This is a genomic window from Bradyrhizobium sp. USDA 326, from assembly GCF_049739485.1.
GTDB lineage: Bacteria > Pseudomonadota > Alphaproteobacteria > Rhizobiales > Xanthobacteraceae > Bradyrhizobium.
Genome location: NZ_JBMGQA010000001.1, coordinates 1,523,874 through 1,540,627 on the forward strand (window position 1 = coordinate 1,523,874; position 16,754 = coordinate 1,540,627).

The following is a 16,754-nucleotide window of genomic DNA, read 5'->3' on the forward strand; positions in this document are numbered from 1 at the left end:
CGTGAAGGTCAGGCGGCCTGTTGACCGGCGGGGTTGCCGGCTTGGCCCAGCTTCCATTCCCAGGGCAGCAGTTCGTGCAGACGCGATGTGGGAAGGTCGGCGATACGGGCTAGGACGTCGGCGAGCCAGGCCTTGGGATCGACCTCGTTGAGGCGACAGGTCGTGATCATCGTCAGCATGATGGCGGCACGGTCGGCGCCGCGCTGGCTGCCGGCGAAGGTCCAGTTCCGCCGTCCCAAGGCGATGCCTCTCAATGCGCGCTCGGCACAATTATTGGTCAAGCAGATCCTACCATCGTCGAGGAAGCGGGCGAAGTCGCCCCAGCGCCTGAGCATGTAATTCATAGGCTTCAGGACCTCGGAGGAGCGCGAGAGGGTTTCGCGCTCACGCAGCAACCAGACGTGCATGTCCTCGAGAAGCGGCTTGCTCTGTTCCTGGCGCACGGCACGCCGCTCCTCGGCGCCGCGGCCGTTGATGGCGCGCTCGATCTCGAACAATGCATCCAGGCGTCTGACCGCCTCCAGTGCGATCGGAGAGACCGGTTTGCCCTTCTTACCTTGCCGAGCATTTTTCTCGATGTCGGCCAGGTCGAAGAAGCCCCGTCGTGCATGGGCATAGCAAAACGCCGGCGTAATCGGCCGCGCCTTCTTCTGCGGATCGAACAGCGGCTCGAACCCGCTGTAGCAATCGGCTTGCAGGATACCGGCGAAGGCGGCCAGATGCTTCTGGGGATGCTCGCCTCGTCGGTCGCTCGAGGCGTAATAGACCGCAGCCGGCGGCGCGGGCCCGGCGAAGGGCCGGTCATCTCGCACATAAGTCCAGATCCGTCCGGTGGTACACTTGCCCTTCGCCAGGATACGGATGGTGGTGTCATCGCCATGAAGGCGCTCGGCCGCGAGCACATGGCGTTCGATCAAATGGAAGAGCGGCATGACGGCGAAGGTGCCGTGGCCGACCTGGTCGGCCAGGGTCGACAACGACAGGTCGATCCCCTCGGCCTTGAAGCGCGCACTCTGGCGGTTGAGCGGGATATGCATGCCGAACTTGTCGAACAGGATCGTCGCCAGCAATTGTGGGCCAATGAAGCCGCGCGGCGTGGCATGGAACGGCGCGGGCGGCTGGCTGATCTTCTCGCAATCGCGGCAGGTGAACTTCTCCCGTACCGTCTCGATCAACTTGAAGCGGCGTGGGATCTCCTCCAGCGTCTTGGTCACATCCTCGCCGATCTTCGCCAGCCGCGATCCACCGCAGCAGGCGCAGCTCGTTGGAGCCTCCATGACGACGCGCTCGCGTTCGATGTCATCCGGCCATGGCTTGCGCACCGGCCGCTTGCGCGTGAAGGAACGGACGTTCTGCGTCTTTGCTGCTGCAGCCTGCGCGGCAAGCTCATCTTCGCTCGCTGTGGTAACGAGTTCCTCGAGCTCCAGCTCCAACTGCTCGAGCAGCCGTGCCGTGCGCTCGGAGCGCGGCCCGTACAGTTCGCGCTTGAGCTTCTCGATCCGCAGCTCCAGATGCGCGATCAGCGCCTCGTTGTCCGACAGCTCCGCCCGCACACTGGCAGCCACCGCCTCGGCGTGTAGCCGCGCCTCACGCTCGGCCTGCAGCGCCGCCAGGGCACTCGCAAGGTCCGATGGAAGATCGTCCGGCTTCGACATCATGAAGCCAGTGAATCAGATCAAGCCGCAGATTCAAACATAAAACGCTATCCGATCCGCGTTGGACGCTGGGTTTCTTGTGGGTTGCGCCAATCGATCCCTGACAACAGATAGCTCAACTGCGCCGGCGAGATCGTGACTGATTCACCGGCAACCGATGGCCAGATGAACCTTCCTCTCTCAAGTCTTTTGGTAAACAGGCATGCTCCCTGGCCATCGTGCCAGATCATCTTCACAAGATCGCTGCGGCGACCACGGAAGACGAACAGATGACCGTTGAGCGGGTCTTTGTGCAGCACCTCCTGCACCTGGAGTGCCAACGACGGAAAGCCTCTGCGCATATCGGTGTAGCCTGTCGCGAGCCACACTCGCGCGCTGGTCGGAACCGGGATCATCGGCGCACCAGGGCATCGACAACGCGACGCAGCGCGTCTCCATCAACCTCGCCATCGACCCGGATGCGGTGTCCGCTACCCAGATCAATCTCGATGATGCCCTGGCTCCTCCGTCGACGCGCCGGCGCCGTCGTCAACGGCACTTCGGTCAGGTCCCGCGGCGGCACAGACGGTCCGATCTCGACTGGCACGAACGGCGCCATACTCGTCTCACCGCGCTTGCAAAACTCTTTGCGCCACCTGAACAGCTGGCTCACATGAAGGCCGGCCATGCGAGCCACCTCGGAAACAGTGGCTCCGGGCGCGAGCGATGCGGCAACTAGTCGTTCCTTCTCATCTCGCGACCACCGCCGCCGCCGCTCGACGGATGTGATCACCTCTGCCCGCGAAATCGTCATAGCGCTTCTCCTAGGATTACCCCTAGGACCTGCAGCGCTCGCCTCCCTCAAACAAGGCGGCTGTCAACGGAGGCGTACGCGGCGCCGGGCCGCCGGCGGCGATGTTCTACTACTCCCGCGACCGTAGGGGCGAGCATCCCCAGGCGTATCTGGCGGGGTATGCCGGCATCCTGCAGGCGGACGCCTATGACGGGACAACCAGCTCTATCTGGCGGGATGCCACCCTGGACCGTCCCAAGGAAGCGGCGTGTTGGGTCCATGCGCGGCCCCCGTTCTTCGCCAGGACCCTAGTAGGAGCCGCTCGTGCACGCGACTACCATGCATATGATGGAATCAGCTTGGTCTCCTGCCGGCAGAGTCTAACAAGCCAGCGACAGAATGCGCGCGCCAGATCAGGGTTGTCGCTACGATCGAGTGAATAGGCGTGATATTGCTTCCCACTTGGCACCCGTGAGTTCGGAAGGACCCTGAGCAGGCCACCACGTACGAGACCGGCAATCACGATCTCCGGTGCAACGAGAAGGGAATTTCCGCTCAAGACGGCAGGCAGTGCCAGATAGTGATGGTCATATCGGGCTCCAAGCGTTATTTCGTCCGGAGATAGTCCTTGAGACTTCAACCACGTTGGCAAAATATCTGGTCGGGAAGTGACGGTAAGCATGGGTAACGTCTTTATGACACCCGTACCCTTCTCAGTTACGTTGCCTGGAGCGCCCACGCAGACCAAGTGCTCTCGATAAATCTCCCAGTCGTCTGCCTCCTCAATGGGCGCGAGATTCCGTGTGATCAACACATCAAAGCTGTCAGGCGAAGACGGTAGTGACAGTGAACTCATCACATCCACGATCGCGCCACCTGCTTCCGTCGAGAACGACTGAATGTTTGGTATGAGGAGCGCGTAGGCAAAGGTCGGCAGTGATGAGCTGACAACGATGCGATTGGCATCACTCTGGCTACGCCGGCGCATTCGCCGTGCCGCAAATGAAATCACGTCTAGCGGCTCAGCAACGGTGTCGGCAAAGAGCCGGCCAAAATCCGTGAGCTCTATACCCCGACCCTGCCTTTTGATCAGCTCCGCCCCAAGATATTCCTCAAGGACTGACAAATGCCGACTGACCGAGCTTTGCGTCAGCCCCAACGCCGAAGCTGCGCGGGTTACGCTCCTCTCCCGAGAGACCTTCACAAATGCGCGGATCGCATTCAAAGGTAAACGATTGTCGTCTTGGTCCGGCACACGATAGGACTCCTGATCTGATTTTCACTACGCTTTCGCTGCGAAACCGCACTTCTAGGAAAAAGGAGAACTTGCCAAGGCTAGTTCAGGCGGGCCGGCCAACACAATAGCTCGCTCGTCATGCGGGCCGAACCTGGACATCTTGTCGAACGACGCGACATCAACTGCCGAAGTATCATTCTCGGCATGTGCGGACTTCAGCGGATCGTTCAGAAGCACATGCGTGGAGGTAATGCCTGTAACTACCACCCAATGCGTAATGGTAGCGCCCTCGAATTGGATACTGACCATGGCTATCGGATGCCAGCCTTGATGCATCCAGCGCATCAGGTCGGAAATAGAGTAGTCGCCAAAAGCGATATCCACGCCGCGCTCCTTGGCCTCGCTAAGATCGCGGTGTTGCAGGATCCTCATCGCTTCCTTTTGAGCATCCGTCGAGGCGCGACACTCAAGAAACGCACCATCATGGCTCAGCATCGTATGGGCAACGGCTCCTCGCTTGTTCAGCGACAGCGCCAAGCCTATCGGACCGCATCCGCCATGAATCGTCGTCGCCTCTCTCCAGATCTCCAATTCTGCCGTTTCGTTTGGACGAAACTCCGGATTCAGCGCAGACATCACCATCATTACTGATGAGGGTCCGCATGTATAGTTTCGCCTTTGGCGGTAAAGGGAGATTTTGCGGGTGATTTCCGCCGCACCCGTGTTGCTTGTGGATAGTGACACGATCGCTCCCTATGCCTTGTTGGATTCTTTATCGGACCAGCCCTCACCTCGAAGGTGGTCACTGGCTAACATCAACGCGAGAGCAGATGCGGCGATAGCAAGGCCTGGGAATACGGCTATCCACCAGGCAGTCATCAAATATCCTCGGCCAAGACCAACCATATTCCCTAAACTTGACATCGGAGGCTGGATACCAAGTCCAAGAAAGCTCAGGGTACCTTCCAGGAGCACCACCTGTGCGAGGCCAACGGTAGTTCCGGCCACGATCGCTGGAAAACAGGCCGGAAGAACGTGCTTGAGGTAGATGCGCGGCAGCGAGGCGTTATATGTACGAGCCGCTGTGGCGTAGAGATGGTTACGCGCAGTCAGCGCCACATTCCGAACCACCCTTGCATGGCGCTCCCAGCCGTAGAGTCCCAAAACGACTATAAAAAGCGGCACGGAGTTGCCAAATACGGTGATCACGAGAAGCGCGACGATCATGAACGGCAACGCTGCCTGCATGTCGACAACCGCCATGATGCACTCGTCAATAGCGGAATTGAACTCGGCTGCGATGAAACCGAGCAGCGTCCCAAGCACTGTACTGAACACGGTCCCGCATACTGCGACCGCCACGCTAATCTGGATCGAATAGATGAGCCTTGAGAGTACATCTCTTCCCAGCTCGTCCGTCCCCAGAAGATGATCCGATGACCCACCAAGAAACGCCGGCGGAGCAAGTCGAGCGTCAAGCGAAATAGCTGCCGGATCATAGGGCGCAACAACCTGGGCAAAGATCGCCGTGAAGACACAAACGGAGATCCAGGCAATCGCAAGGTACGTACTGAAACCAAATGGCAACGTGAGCCCTTGGCTCAAGGACAACCTCATCAATCGTCGAGGAAAACTAGACGGGAGGCCCAACATCATTGCCTTCAGCTCCATGTTAGACTCGTCGCGCTCGCGGATCGATCAGGATACAAAGGACATCCACCGCAAGATTGGAGAGTATCATCGCCGTGCCAGAAAGAATAACGATCGCCTGGACTACCGGTATGTCGCGGCTGCCGATCGACGTGATGAACAGATTTCCCATCCCGGGCCACGAGAACACCGTCTCGACTACCATTGAGCCCGTAACCACTCCCCCAACAAGCAACCCGAGCACCGTCAATATCGGCACGGCCGCGTTCGGCAACGCATGATGGATCAAGATGCGCCAGGCGGGAATGTCGCGTGATCTTGCCGCGAGAACATAGGGGCTTTCGAGCGCATCGATCATCGCAGTTCGCGTGTAGCGTGCCAAGACCGCAGAACTTGCAGCCGCCACAGTCGTCGCTGGGAGTATCAAATTGCGCCAACTGTCCGCCCCGCTCGTTGGCAGCAGTTTGAGCTGAATTGCGAAGACCAACATAAGTATCAAGGCAAGAAAGAAGGCCGGGACGCAAAGGCCTACGGAACTTGCGACTGTTAGAAACCGATCAATTAACGTGCTACGAAAGACTGCAGAAAGAACCCCCGCAAAGAGACCGAATATGATCGCCAGCGCCAATGCCGTTCCCATCAGAATTAACGTCAAGCCAAGATGGTCTATCACGACCAGCAATGCTTCGCGGTGATCGACATAGGATCTTCCGAAGCTGCCTCTCAGCACGTTGTCAAAATAGGCAAGGAACTGTTCGAGAAGAGGCCTGTCGAGCCCGAATTGATGTGTGTAGGCCGTTCGCATTTCCGGCGTCGCGTCTGGGCCAAGAAATACAGTCACGGGGTCGCCTGCATTGCGAAGCAAGACGAAGACGGCGGTAACCATTAGGAAGATTGTGATAATTGCCCGTGCAAGCTTCGCAACGGGCTGCGCGAGGCGGCCTATCATCTGACAACTGCCCCTTTTTCGCCGCTCGGACTCTGCGTTGAGGCACGGGTGTCCGCAAGGACATGACCAACTCTGCTTGGCCTAAAATTGGGAATAGAGCTGAGAAGCAGCTTGGTATACTCCGCCCCCGGTTGCGTGAGAACGTTGTCCCGAGTTCCGCTCTCTACGATACGGCCGCTGCGCAGAACAACGACCTCGGAACACAGGTGCGAGACCGCTCGGATATCGTGACTGATGAACAACAGACTGAGGTGCCGTTTACTCTTGAGTTCACTTAAGAGGTTTAGGATTTGCGCCTGGACCGTCATGTCCAATGCAGAAACAGGCTCGTCGCAAACGAGTAGATCGGGATTGAGAACTAGGGCCCGCGCGATGGTGACTCGTTGTGCTTGTCCGCCACTTATTTCACGAGGACGCTTTTCGGCGATCTGGATCGGAAGTCCAACCGCGGCCAGCGCTTCTGCCATGCGCCTCCCACGCTCCACGCGAGGAAGGCGGAAGTTCACGAGCAGCGGCTCTATGATTTGCTCTTGCACCGTCATACGTGGGTCAAGAGCATCCATCGGGTTCTGGAATATCGGTTGAACTCGGCGGCGGAACGCCGACAAATTCGCCTTTGAAAGTTGCCTACCATCGAAGTAGATCGCTCCCTCTTTCGGCGTCGCAAGTCCAAGGGCCAGCTTGGCGATTGTGCTCTTCCCGCTTCCGGATTCGCCTATAAGGCCGAGCGCCTGACCGCGACCGATTGCGAAGCTGACATTGCTCAAGGTAGGCCTGCCACTCCTTCCAGTTTGCGAGTAGGCAAACGCCACATCCCGCAATTCAAGCAAAGGCGAGATCTGGTGCCTGTCCGAACTCTCTAAACTGGTTTGTTTCTCAGGAGCCATCGCCTACCTCGGATTGTGGCATGCCGCTGCGTGATCGACATCGGTCGCGAGGTACGGCGCTGTTTGCTCGCATTCGCTAACCACTTTTGAGCATCGGGAGGCGAAGTGGCATCCTTCTTTCCGCTGGGTCGGGTCAGGTACGCCACCGGCAAGAGCTCGAAGTCCAGTCGGGCAAAGCGAGATGTCCGTTATCGAGGAGAACAGAGCATCTGTGTAAGGATGTAGTGCAGTGTCGGCCAGGAGCTTTGCTGGACCGACCTCCACGAGCTGGCCCGCGTACAGAACGCCAATGCGGTCGGATCGCTCGGCCGCCAGGGCGAGATCGTGCGTTACGAACAGGACTGCCATTCCCCAGTCCGATCGAACGCGGTCTAATAGATCCATAATCTGCTTCTGCGTCGTAACATCAAGCGCCGACGTTGGTTCGTCAGCGATGAGCAGCTTGGGGCGAAGAGCAAGAGCAAGTGCAATCATGACCCGCTGATTCATACCTCCCGACATCTCGTGCGGGTATTTGCGCATCGTCCCGATGGGGTCGTGTATTCCCACGCTTCGCAGGAGATCGACGGCGCGCTCCCGCGCCTCGCGCTTTGTCGTTCGGGAGGCAATCTCCACGGTTTCTTGGATCTGAAATCCTATGGTGCGGAGTGGATTAAGATACTGAGTAGGCTGCTGAAAAATCACGGCGCGCGAGCGTCGATGAGACTGGGCCAGCGTCCTCCCATCGAACCAAATTCGACCAGTCGACGTAAGGCTAGATGGCAACAATCCCATGAGCGCTGAGCAGAGTACGCTCTTGCCACTGCCGCTCTCGCCGACCAACGCAAAGAACTCACCCCGGCGAATTTCAAATGAGACTTCTTCAAGTAATCTAGCCTTTCCTTCCCCGCCGGCGGAAACGCTTAGGCCAGAGACCTCGAGAAGACGCATATTTTCGCGCTCGGAAAACGTGGATCCAGATCCAAGTGAAGGGGAAGGTCGTTGAACAATCGTGGAGCGAATGCCGATCGCCCCCGCATCTTGAGCGAGGGGGAGTTTGGCGGGCTGTGGAACATGCTTTTCCATGCGCACCTCCGCTAAATGGAGATTGCCCCCGGCCGGAAGTCAAGCAGTCCTGTTGATGTAGGCGCCCATTTGATGTCTGCGCGTTTTCCAAAAAACTCGCCAAGGGAGTGCAGCACGGTCCCAGGAGGATCAACCTCGTCGAATATATCGAGCATCTCTTGGTATGCTGCACGACGGACATTCGGGTCTAGAGCCGTGAGAAGCGTACCTTGAAGCTCATTGAAACGGTCGTTCTTCCAATATCCGCCGCTCTGGAACGTGCTCGCAGAACCCCAGCGAGCAACGAAGGACGCAGCAGGATCAGGATAATAGGTACCATCGGACGAGTTGTTCACCCACCGAGGCGATTGATCCTGAACCTGCGACCAATTTTCCTTGATCTGGATCTCGACATTGAGACCGATGGCGCCCCACATCGCGACCATAGCCTGTGTCTCGGCGATCTCCGCAGTGTAATAGTCACCGACCGTCTTGAAGATGATCTTCTCGCCCTTGTATCCGGCTTCCAACAACAACTGTCTCGCCCGCTTGGGATCATATGCCGGGACGGGCCGATCCGGATTGTATAGCGCACCATAAGCCGGGTGCTGGTGGTACCGGGGAACGGAAATGCGCCCCCTCCAAATGCTCCTCACCATAGCTTGCCGATCGATCGCGAGATTCATCGCACGGCGAATGCGCGGATCGCGTAGCACGGTGTTGGTGAGCGTGTCGTATTGGACCGTTCGAAATGAAGTCGTATCACCACCCACGATGTTGAGCTTTGGATCAGCCGTGATGGAATCAAACTGGTCGGGTGCGATGGTGGTGATGATATCGAAGTCGCCCGCCCGAAGACCCGCTACGCGCGCTGCGGGCTCCCGGATGACCCGAAACTCGATGCTCTCCAGAGGGGGCTTGCCGCCCCAATAGTCGGGATGGGCTTGGAGGCGAACATGGCTATTTCCAACGGCCTCAACGACTCGATAGGGACCCGCGCCAACGGGGGATTTGGCCCATTCTTCAAAGCTGCCGGCCTTCGAGTAGGCCGACTTCGAAACGATCCCGCCACCATAGGAGGTCAGCCTTTTCCCAAAAATTGGATCCGGCGCCTTGGTGGTAAATTCGACGACATAGCGCTCGATCGCCTTCACACCAGCTAGGGAAGGAAAAGTGATCCGCCCAACGCCATACCCGGGCGCACCTTTGTCCAGCATGCGTTCCGGACCGAACGTGAATGCCACATCGTCTGCGGTCAATTCGTGACCATCGTGGAATTTGACGCCTTCGCGCAGGCGCACGCGAAAGACAATGTTGTCTGCCGTCTCGATCGAGGTTGCGAGCTTCGGACGGAACTGTCCGCCATTCCGATAGTCAATCTGAAAAAGCTTGTCATAGACGCTTTCGAGGACTCGAAAGCTGACTAGCGCTGTTGCGCGCGTGTGAAGCGGGTCCAACTCAATTCGCAGATCTTGCATTGCAACTTTAAGTGCGGCGCCATCGCGCCGGTGGGCCAGGGCCGGAATCGCGAAACTCGACAGGCCCACGGCACCCAACATTCTCAGAACTGTCCGACGCGAACGTGCGCTCATGCTCATCTCCTCATTCGCTGATTTCGTGCGGCGCGTAAGCGGCGCCTTGGATCGCTGTCGCGGACTCTCTTAGCCCGTCAGTATGACAGGAATAATACGGGTGTCTAGGTGCCTAGGTCTCTAGACATTGTGGCCAGCGCCATCTATGCTGAAAGCTGAGTCGAAAGCGGCGGAGAGTCTCAAGTGAAGTTTATTGCCATCGTGTTTGATGGCCTTCGGCCTGATCAGATCGATGAGCGCGTAACGCCAAATCTCTGTGCGCTTGCGAGGGCCGGGCTTCGCCTCGACCAACATACTGCGTCGTTTCCTAGTGAGACGCGCGTTTCTTCGGCCGCGATTGCCACGGGTAGCCATGGCTCCGGCCACGGCATCGTTGGAAACAAATTCTTCACGAAGGGGCAGTTCATTGACGGCGCTTCCCTTCCTACTCTCCTTTCACTAGGGAGTGAAACGCAAGGCGTCCTGACTTCGACTGCAATTGGCGAAGTCTTGCGAGCGCACGGAAGGACGATGCTATCCATCGGCTCCCAGTCTCAGGGGTCTTGGGGACTCTCAAGCTGGGGCAGCTGGCAATCGGACGCACCTGCTTTTTGGGTGCACGACCCGAAAAAGTTCAGCAGCAACCCAATCGTTCATCGGATTGCGTCAACATTCCCGGAACTCCCGAAAGGGGAGGCGCCCGCTCTCGACACGATCAAGCGAGTCGTGGACGTATTCTTTTCATACGTTGCCTGCGCGCCATTGCCGGATCTGACCTTACTTTGGCTTTCAGAGCCGGACATCTCTTATCACCTGTTTGGCCTTGCTCACCCGAAGGCTCGAGAAGTCCTATCCAAGGTCGATGGCGAATTCGGGCGAATTCTCAATTGGTGGGATGCAGAAAGAAGCAAGCAGCAGCTCCAGCTCATCGCTGCGTCCGATCATGGCCATGCGATCATCGGAGAGAAGGTCTCGGTTTCGAGTTACCTAGCCAAAGCTGGTTTCGCGGTTGGTGCGGAATTCAGCGATAAGTCCAACGTTGTGCTCACAGCACAACGGGCCGTAAATATTTGGGTTCGTGACAAGGACCTTGGCCTCTTAAGCGAACTGCATCATTGCCTGTCAGAAACGCCATGGTTTGGGGTTGCGTTCTCCCGGACGATGCCAGACGGGCTGCCGCTGCTGGAGACGACTCTCCCCCACTCTGCAGTTTTCGCGGAGCACGCCAGAAGCCCAGACTTGTCATTTGTGCTCGGTGATTGCGCGCAGACGAACCGTGATAGCAGCCCTGACACGGTCTTTTATGATGGCACATACCCGGTAGGGGTTGGAATGCATGGCGGCCTAACACGCTTCGAACTCTCCTCCCTCTGCATCCTTGCTGGGGACCATTTTGGTCATGGCGTCCTCACGACACCAACGAGCATTGTTGATCTTGCACCCACAATTCTGAACGGCCTTGGCCTACCACTCCCCCAGACTGTTCAAGGACGCGTCATGGAGGAGGCGTCGCATGCTCAGCCGACGGAAAGATATTCAGCCGACGATGCAAGCCTTTCGGTTACATCTTCTCGGCGCCAGGCAGTTCTCCACCGCGTCCGCTACCGAGAGCGCCTCTATCTTAAAGGCGCGGAAATCAATTGGAATGCAGCAGAGAAGCGAGGCAGCGAATCGCGACCGCCGATAACAGCCGGTTGAAAGAAGGGAATCTGATGTTTCAGGGAAAACGCTGGGAATTTGTTCGAGCGAGGATCGAGGAAAATATCGCTTCGAAACAATTTCCTCCCGGAGAAAAAATACCGAATGATGTCGAGCTCGCATCAAAATATGGGGTCAATCGCCATACCGTGCGGTACGCGATACGCGCATTGGAGCAGAAGGGTGTTCTTCGGGTAGAGCAAGGGCGCGGAACGTTCGTCGTCGAAAACCCAACCCCGTACCTTCTCTCCTCCCAAACTCGCCTCACGGATAACCTGCTTGCCCAAGGTCGCCTGGCCCGCCGGGACATCCTTTCGGCCAGGACCATGCCCGCGGATGACCGATTGGCCGGCCATCTCGATGTCACGCGCGGCGATGATGTGTTGTGCATCGACACCCTGAGTTATCAGGACGACATTCCGATCGTTATCGCCCACAACTACTTCGCGGCGAAACGGACTCCAGGTCTCTTGGATGTGTTTTCCGGGTTGAACTCAGTTTCAACCGCCTTGAAGCGCGTCGGAATAGCGTCCTACACGCAGCAGTGGGTCCTCATCAACGCAAGGCTTCCGACCGAGGACGAAGCTCGTCTTCTTGGAATGTCCACGGCATCACCTGTGTTCGTAAAAGAGAACCTCGACTGCTCGGATGGCGTACCAATTAAATTTGGCGAGAACATCTTATGCGCCGCGCGGATACATTTTCGAATCGACTTCAATGAGCTCGCTTCGGCTGGCCTCTCTGCGACGCGCCTGATCTGAGGGAGGCAGGACTGTTTAAGACCATTAGTAACATGGATCCCTTGAGCGGAGCCAAGAGGCGCAAAGATCACGCCAGTTCCGACATGCTGTCGAAAGCGGTATCCATTTTGCAAACCCTCATTTCAATGGACACTACAAGCAGCAAGTCGAATCTACCGCTAGTCGACTGGGTGGAGGCCTATGTGGCCGCACTCGGCGCGACCGCCGAAAGGTTTTCTTGTGATTCAAAAGCGAAGGCAGCGCTCTGGATCACATTTGGACCTGCAGCGAGGCAAGGTCTTGTGCTGTCTGGACACACGGATACTGTTCCAGCAGTCGAAAGTTCGTGGAAATCAAACCCGTTCAGACTCCACAAACGTGACGACAGACTATACGGCCGCGGTGCGTGCGACATGAAGGGCTTCATCGCAGCTTGCCTCGCCGCGCTTCCTCGCTTGGCACGACAAGAGCTGTCGTTCCCAATCCATTTGTCACTGTCATATGACGAAGAGGTTGGAATTGTCGGTGTCCGACCGATGCTCCGGGAGATTGCAACGCGGCCCGTGAAGCCATTTGCATGCATTGTCGGAGAGCCGACGATGATGCAAGTTGTCGTTGGGCACAAGGGAAAGCGCGCCGAGCGCGTGACGGTTCGCGGAAGAGGCTGTCATTCCTCGTTGGCTCCTCATGGCGTGAATGCGGTTTTGTACGCTGCCAGGCTCATCAGTCATATAGATCACTTGGGAAGGCGCCTTATGCGTGACGGCTCCCAGGATGCGCTCCAAACGGTCCCTTCTGTGACGGTAAACGTTGCACCCATCCGCGGCGGACAGTGGGTCGCCGCCGTTCCCGACGAATGCTCCTTCGACTACGAGATAAGAGGATCTTGTCAGAAAGAGATTGATGAGTTCGTACACCAGGTCCATGCTTTTGCGCAGGACACTCTTCTGCGCGAGATGCAATGCATCGCTCCAGAAGCCGCGATTGAATTCGAATTTCACACTAGCTATCCGGCGTTCAACATTTCACCCAATGCATCGCTGGTAAAATCAGTCCAAGATTTGCTCGATCAACGTGCCGTGGCGAAAGTGCCCTACGGCACTGAGGCCGGACTGTTCGCCGCGATCGCCGATATTCCAACTGTTGTCGTCGGCCCAGGTTCGATTGAGCAAGCCCACAAACCCAACGAGTTCATCGAGATTTCGCAATTGGAAGCCTGCGTTCATTTTGTCGATGACCTGCTTTCGATCGCGACCGGCCAGATGTAGGACACGCAAAGACGGCCTGACGCGCTGAATAATTGACCAACATTCCCAGCGGAGAGAGAAATAATTCACGAAATGACGGCCAGCTCGAATGCAAATATCCGAGTTTTCGATCGATTCATTCAAGAAAGCGATAGCCTGGTTGGTTAGGCAGGCGGAGAATGAGTAGAAGCGGTTGGCCCCGTCCTTTCTTATGCCCGTAAGGATCATTGTGTCCGCCTCTTCGAAACAGGGCGTCGCCTGCACTTCAACATTAAGCGTGTGCACGCGCTTGCCGCGCCGTGAACGCGGACGCATGCTCGAGCGGCAAGGTGCTCTCCCATGGATCTCCAAATCAAACGTGTGACAGCAACCCCCGTGCTCGTGCCCGTTATTGTCGGTGAAACCGCCCGTTGGGTCCGACGGACTCATATCGACCGAACAATCGTCGAGATCGAGACGGCAGACGGTCTCGTCGGGGTTGGCGAGGCGCGGGCCCTGTGGCCAGCCAAGACCATCATGGAGCGGTTCAGGCCGGCCATCTTAGGGCTCTCTGCACGTGACTTTGCTACGATTCGAGCGCGCTGTCTTTCTGCGCGCAGCGACTACGGGTTTCCCGAGCGCGACTGTGATCGACTTGCGTTTGCAGCAATTGATCTTGCTCTGTGGGACCTCGTCGGCAAGGCAGAGAGCAAGCCACTTTACGAACTGCTCGGTGGTGCCGCGCGCGAGCAAGCCCTGTTCTGCGCTTGGGGCTATCCTCCCGATCCTCAGGCCGGTTACGATGGAAAGGATGTCCCGAAGGCCATCGCTGACCAGGCAGTCTCTGCAATCGAGGTGACGGGATCGGACTATTTTGAATTCAAGATCGCGCGTTTTTCCGTAGACGTGGACATCAAGACCGTCCATGCAGTGCGGGCGGTGGTTGGCGATCAGGTCGAGATCGCAGTCGATGCCAACATGAGCTACGATGGCGATAATGCGGCTCGATTCCTGGGCGAGACGCGCGACTTGCGCCTCGCCAATGTGGAGGAGCCAGTGCGCTCCCTCGCCGAGGCCGATATTCTCGCGCGCACCTTTGGCGTTCCTTTGTCAACGCATTGCATCGATCTAGACACCGTCCGGGCCTTTCCGAATATTGCAAGCACCGTGCCCGACATCTGCGTCTTCGGCGGGGTCGCCGAATTGATGGCCTATATGGATGCGGCCGCGCGAGCAAAGCGGGGGACCTGGCTCCGAGCCATGTGGGAGCTCGGCCTCAGCTGGGCGGCCATGTGCCATGTGGGACTTGCCTCTAGGGCGGTGACACGTCCGTCTCAATCGCTGATCGATTACGCCGAGGACGACCTTATTTTGGACGACCCTTGGCTCCTGCGAAATGGTGGCGTTCGGCCTCCCAACACGCCAGGTCTCGGGGTCACGCTGGATCGCGCGGCAGTGGAGCGCTATCGCGCGATCTGAGGGGTCGCTTGCGGGTGGCAATCTCTCTGCGTCAGCCTGGCCCGGACAGGCCGTTAGAATACAGGCGGGCTGTCGCCGAAGTTACGACTGGCGGGGACAGAGATTTGATTCGATTGAATCCGCTAAATAGAGGCCTGCAGGTCTTCCACACGTTGCGCGTCAATCAGGCGTGTTTCTCGCAGCGCGCCGGCTTGCTTTAATATCGGATAGGCGACGGTCGCCACATGAGCATTGATGCGCTTCAGATCGCGCAGAACATCCAGGTCGAGTGAGCTCGTCTGTACGCTCTTGACGTGTCCCTCACGGAGGCGGGCAATATGATTCATAGCAGACCGCTCCTCAAGACGGCGAATTTCGAGCTTTGATTGAACGAGCCGGCGTGCGAGTTGCTCATCTCCCGAAAGGAGGATGGTTTGAGCAAGGTGAAGGTTCTCAGAAGTGACCTTGTAGAACTGCTCGATCTCAGCCGCGCCCTCGTCAGAAAAAGAAAGCTGTTGCTTGATCTTTTTTTCGATTAGTTCCCGCAAGTTCTTGTCGACGATATCGCCGGCGTGCTCAAGGTTGATTGCGTAGGAAACAATCTCACCGGATCGTAGCACGTCCTTTTCGGCCAGAGCTGTGCGGTTGAGCCTCGCGAGATAGAGCTTCACCGCGCTATTCAACTTGTCAACCTCATCGTCCATAGCAGCTATTGAAGCGCATCGCTTCGCGTCGTTCCGGCGCATGGCTTCAAGACTTGTATCGAGCATTTTTGCCACGCGGTCACCGATGCGCAGCGTCTCGCGGGCTGCTGCGGTAAGCGCTAACGCTGGTTCATCAAGGATGTTGGAGTCGAGGTGTCGTGGACTGTCTTCGCCATTATCAACGTCGGGCAATATGCGACAAACTGCCCACGAGAAGGGGGCGAGAAAAGGCAGCATGAACGCGGCCAGCGCGATGTTGAAGAGAATGTGGGCTTCGACGATGCGCTGGGTCGGGTCCCAGTCAAAGCTCGCCAGAAGCGAGGCCGCTTCGTTTGTGAACGGCAGGACTACAACACAACCCACGAGCCGTACCGCCAAATTGCCGAAGGTCACCCTGCGAGCCAACGGACCATCTGCAAGAGACGCGAGCGCCGGTGGCACGGCACTACCGAGATTGGCGCCAAGAACCAATGCGATACCTAGTCCAGTCTGAACTGTTCCGATTGCTGCCAAGGACATCACTAGTAGTACGACGGCCATGCTGGACGACGAGGCAACCGCCAGTACGGCGGCAACAATGACGGCCACGGCCGGCGTGGTAGCCAGAGAAGCCATCAGCGCCCTGATCACTTGTGAATCGCGCATTGGTTCTGTGGCTTGGCCAAAAAGATAGACGGACTGAAGGATCAGTCCGAGCCCCTGCACAGCTCGTGCGATTGCCTTAGTCGGCTTGGCTTCGCTAAAATTGAAGACGACGTAGCCGGCGGTGAGCAATGCGGGTGCCAGCCAATGAATATCAAAAGCAAGGATGCGGGTCGCCAGGCCCGTTCCGACGTTAGCGCCCAGCATGAGGGCTTGCGCCACCACTGAATCCACCAAGCCTCTGCTGGCGAACGATGCCGTCATCAAGGCCGTAGCAGTGCTACTCTGGAGTGCTATCGTGACGACAAGGCCGATGCTAAAAGCAGCGACTCGGTTGCGCGTGCCTACCGCGATCCAATGGCGAAGTCGAGCACCGAAGGCCCGGCTCACGCCCGTCTTCACCATGCGAAGACCCCAAAGCAGAAGGGCTACAGCGCCGATGAAATCGAGCATCTGCCTTTATCCAACCGCTGGCCGCTTTGCTCCGAACCGAAGTGAAAAAGTGATCGGCGACACCGAGC

15 protein-coding genes and 1 pseudogene are annotated in these 16,754 nt (G+C 57.7%); 5 read left to right on the top strand and 11 right to left on the bottom strand.

Translation table 11 applies throughout. The annotated features are described in order from the left end of the window. Positions 1 to 8 precede the first annotated feature (8 nt). Genes tnpC through tnpA form a run of 3 tightly spaced genes read right to left on the bottom strand, consistent with a single transcriptional unit; the run spans position 9 to position 2,448 of the window. Positions 9 to 1,658, bottom strand: coding sequence for an IS66 family transposase (tnpC, locus tag ABIG06_RS07270; RefSeq protein WP_424578129.1), 1,650 nt, complete (start codon positions 1,656 to 1,658; stop codon positions 9 to 11). A 44-nt stretch (positions 1,659 to 1,702) separates the two neighbouring features. Further along, a complete protein-coding gene (gene tnpB, locus ABIG06_RS07275) occupies positions 1,703 to 2,050 on the bottom strand; it encodes an IS66 family insertion sequence element accessory protein TnpB (protein ID WP_424578130.1) in 348 nt (115 codons plus the stop codon). Beyond that, the gene (tnpA, locus tag ABIG06_RS07280) at positions 2,047 to 2,448 is read right to left on the bottom strand and encodes an IS66-like element accessory protein TnpA (protein WP_424578131.1); all 402 of its coding nucleotides are present in this window, start codon (positions 2,446 to 2,448) and stop codon (positions 2,047 to 2,049) included. Before tnpA ends, tnpB begins: the two co-directional genes overlap by 4 nt. A gap of 80 nt (positions 2,449 to 2,528) precedes the next feature. Here tnpA and ABIG06_RS07285 point away from each other — a divergent pair. Further along, a pseudogene (locus tag ABIG06_RS07285) lies at positions 2,529 to 2,726 on the top strand (IS66 family transposase); the annotation flags it as partial. A 35-nt stretch (positions 2,727 to 2,761) separates the two neighbouring features. Here the strand turns inward: ABIG06_RS07285 and ABIG06_RS07290 are convergent. Genes ABIG06_RS07290 through ABIG06_RS07320 form a run of 7 tightly spaced genes read right to left on the bottom strand, consistent with a single transcriptional unit; the run spans position 2,762 to position 9,786 of the window. Then, positions 2,762 to 3,682 (bottom strand): LysR family transcriptional regulator, encoded by a 921-nt coding sequence (locus tag ABIG06_RS07290; RefSeq protein ID WP_424578132.1) that lies wholly within the window; start codon positions 3,680 to 3,682, stop codon positions 2,762 to 2,764. A gap of 54 nt (positions 3,683 to 3,736) precedes the next feature. Continuing rightward, positions 3,737 to 4,408, bottom strand: coding sequence for a peptidase C39 family protein (locus ABIG06_RS07295; RefSeq protein ID WP_424578133.1), 672 nt, complete (start codon positions 4,406 to 4,408; stop codon positions 3,737 to 3,739). Positions 4,409 to 4,417: 9 nt separating this feature from the next. Next, entirely contained in the window at positions 4,418 to 5,335 is a 918-nt protein-coding gene (locus ABIG06_RS07300; RefSeq protein WP_424578134.1) for an ABC transporter permease, read from the bottom strand. Position 5,336: 1 nt separating this feature from the next. After that, positions 5,337 to 6,263, bottom strand: coding sequence for an ABC transporter permease (locus ABIG06_RS07305; protein ID WP_424578135.1), 927 nt, complete (start codon positions 6,261 to 6,263; stop codon positions 5,337 to 5,339). Then, on the bottom strand, positions 6,260 to 7,150 hold the full coding sequence (locus ABIG06_RS07310) for an ABC transporter ATP-binding protein (RefSeq protein ID WP_424578136.1): 891 nt from the start codon (positions 7,148 to 7,150) through the stop codon (positions 6,260 to 6,262). Before ABIG06_RS07310 ends, ABIG06_RS07305 begins: the two co-directional genes overlap by 4 nt. 3 nt (positions 7,151 to 7,153) lie before the next feature. Then, positions 7,154 to 8,215 carry an ABC transporter ATP-binding protein gene (locus tag ABIG06_RS07315; protein ID WP_424578137.1) on the bottom strand — a complete coding sequence of 354 codons (1,062 nt, stop codon included), beginning with the start codon at positions 8,213 to 8,215 and terminating at the stop codon, positions 7,154 to 7,156. A gap of 11 nt (positions 8,216 to 8,226) precedes the next feature. Further along, the gene (locus ABIG06_RS07320) at positions 8,227 to 9,786 is read right to left on the bottom strand and encodes an ABC transporter substrate-binding protein (RefSeq protein WP_424578138.1); all 1,560 of its coding nucleotides are present in this window, start codon (positions 9,784 to 9,786) and stop codon (positions 8,227 to 8,229) included. Between the two features lie 183 nt (positions 9,787 to 9,969). On the opposite strand from ABIG06_RS07320, the gene ABIG06_RS07325 reads away from it, so the two are divergent. The 4 genes from ABIG06_RS07325 to ABIG06_RS07340 all read left to right on the top strand — a co-directional run bounded on the left by ABIG06_RS07325 (position 9,970) and on the right by ABIG06_RS07340 (position 14,908). Beyond that, complete coding sequence (locus tag ABIG06_RS07325) at positions 9,970 to 11,463, top strand: alkaline phosphatase family protein (protein ID WP_424578139.1); 1,494 nt, start codon at positions 9,970 to 9,972, stop codon at positions 11,461 to 11,463. A gap of 14 nt (positions 11,464 to 11,477) precedes the next feature. Beyond that, positions 11,478 to 12,224, top strand: coding sequence for a phosphonate metabolism transcriptional regulator PhnF (gene phnF, locus ABIG06_RS07330; RefSeq protein ID WP_424578140.1), 747 nt, complete (start codon positions 11,478 to 11,480; stop codon positions 12,222 to 12,224). 83 nt (positions 12,225 to 12,307) lie between these two features. Then, positions 12,308 to 13,471, top strand: coding sequence for an acetylornithine deacetylase (gene argE, locus ABIG06_RS07335; RefSeq protein ID WP_424578141.1), 1,164 nt, complete (start codon positions 12,308 to 12,310; stop codon positions 13,469 to 13,471). Between the two features lie 318 nt (positions 13,472 to 13,789). Further along, positions 13,790 to 14,908 carry a mandelate racemase/muconate lactonizing enzyme family protein gene (locus tag ABIG06_RS07340; protein WP_424578142.1) on the top strand — a complete coding sequence of 373 codons (1,119 nt, stop codon included), beginning with the start codon at positions 13,790 to 13,792 and terminating at the stop codon, positions 14,906 to 14,908. A gap of 122 nt (positions 14,909 to 15,030) precedes the next feature. Here ABIG06_RS07340 and ABIG06_RS07345 read toward each other — a convergent pair whose 3' ends face one another. Beyond that, on the bottom strand, positions 15,031 to 16,686 hold the full coding sequence (locus tag ABIG06_RS07345; protein WP_424578143.1) for a Na/Pi cotransporter family protein: 1,656 nt from the start codon (positions 16,684 to 16,686) through the stop codon (positions 15,031 to 15,033). Positions 16,687 to 16,754 lie beyond the last annotated feature (68 nt).

Bases quoted from the DNA above. Each gene is read 5' to 3' on its own strand.
- ABIG06_RS07300 (WP_424578134.1), bottom strand. From the start codon at position 5,335: ATGGAGCTGAAGGCAATGATGTTGGGCCTCCCGTCTAGTTTTCCTCGA.
- ABIG06_RS07305 (WP_424578135.1), bottom strand. From the start codon at position 6,263: ATGATAGGCCGCCTCGCGCAGCCCGTTGCGAAGCTTGCACGGGCAATT.
- ABIG06_RS07310 (WP_424578136.1), bottom strand. From the start codon at position 7,150: ATGGCTCCTGAGAAACAAACCAGTTTAGAGAGTTCGGACAGGCACCAG.
- ABIG06_RS07345 (WP_424578143.1), bottom strand. From the start codon at position 16,686: ATGCTCGATTTCATCGGCGCTGTAGCCCTTCTGCTTTGGGGTCTTCGC.
- tnpC (WP_424578129.1), bottom strand. From the start codon at position 1,658: ATGATGTCGAAGCCGGACGATCTTCCATCGGACCTTGCGAGTGCCCTG.
- ABIG06_RS07320 (WP_424578138.1), bottom strand. From the start codon at position 9,786: ATGAGCGCACGTTCGCGTCGGACAGTTCTGAGAATGTTGGGTGCCGTG.
- phnF (WP_424578140.1), top strand. From the start codon at position 11,478: ATGTTTCAGGGAAAACGCTGGGAATTTGTTCGAGCGAGGATCGAGGAA.
- tnpA (WP_424578131.1), bottom strand. From the start codon at position 2,448: ATGACGATTTCGCGGGCAGAGGTGATCACATCCGTCGAGCGGCGGCGG.
- ABIG06_RS07315 (WP_424578137.1), bottom strand. From the start codon at position 8,215: ATGGAAAAGCATGTTCCACAGCCCGCCAAACTCCCCCTCGCTCAAGAT.
- tnpB (WP_424578130.1), bottom strand. From the start codon at position 2,050: ATGATCCCGGTTCCGACCAGCGCGCGAGTGTGGCTCGCGACAGGCTAC.
- ABIG06_RS07340 (WP_424578142.1), top strand. From the start codon at position 13,790: ATGGATCTCCAAATCAAACGTGTGACAGCAACCCCCGTGCTCGTGCCC.
- argE (WP_424578141.1), top strand. From the start codon at position 12,308: ATGCTGTCGAAAGCGGTATCCATTTTGCAAACCCTCATTTCAATGGAC.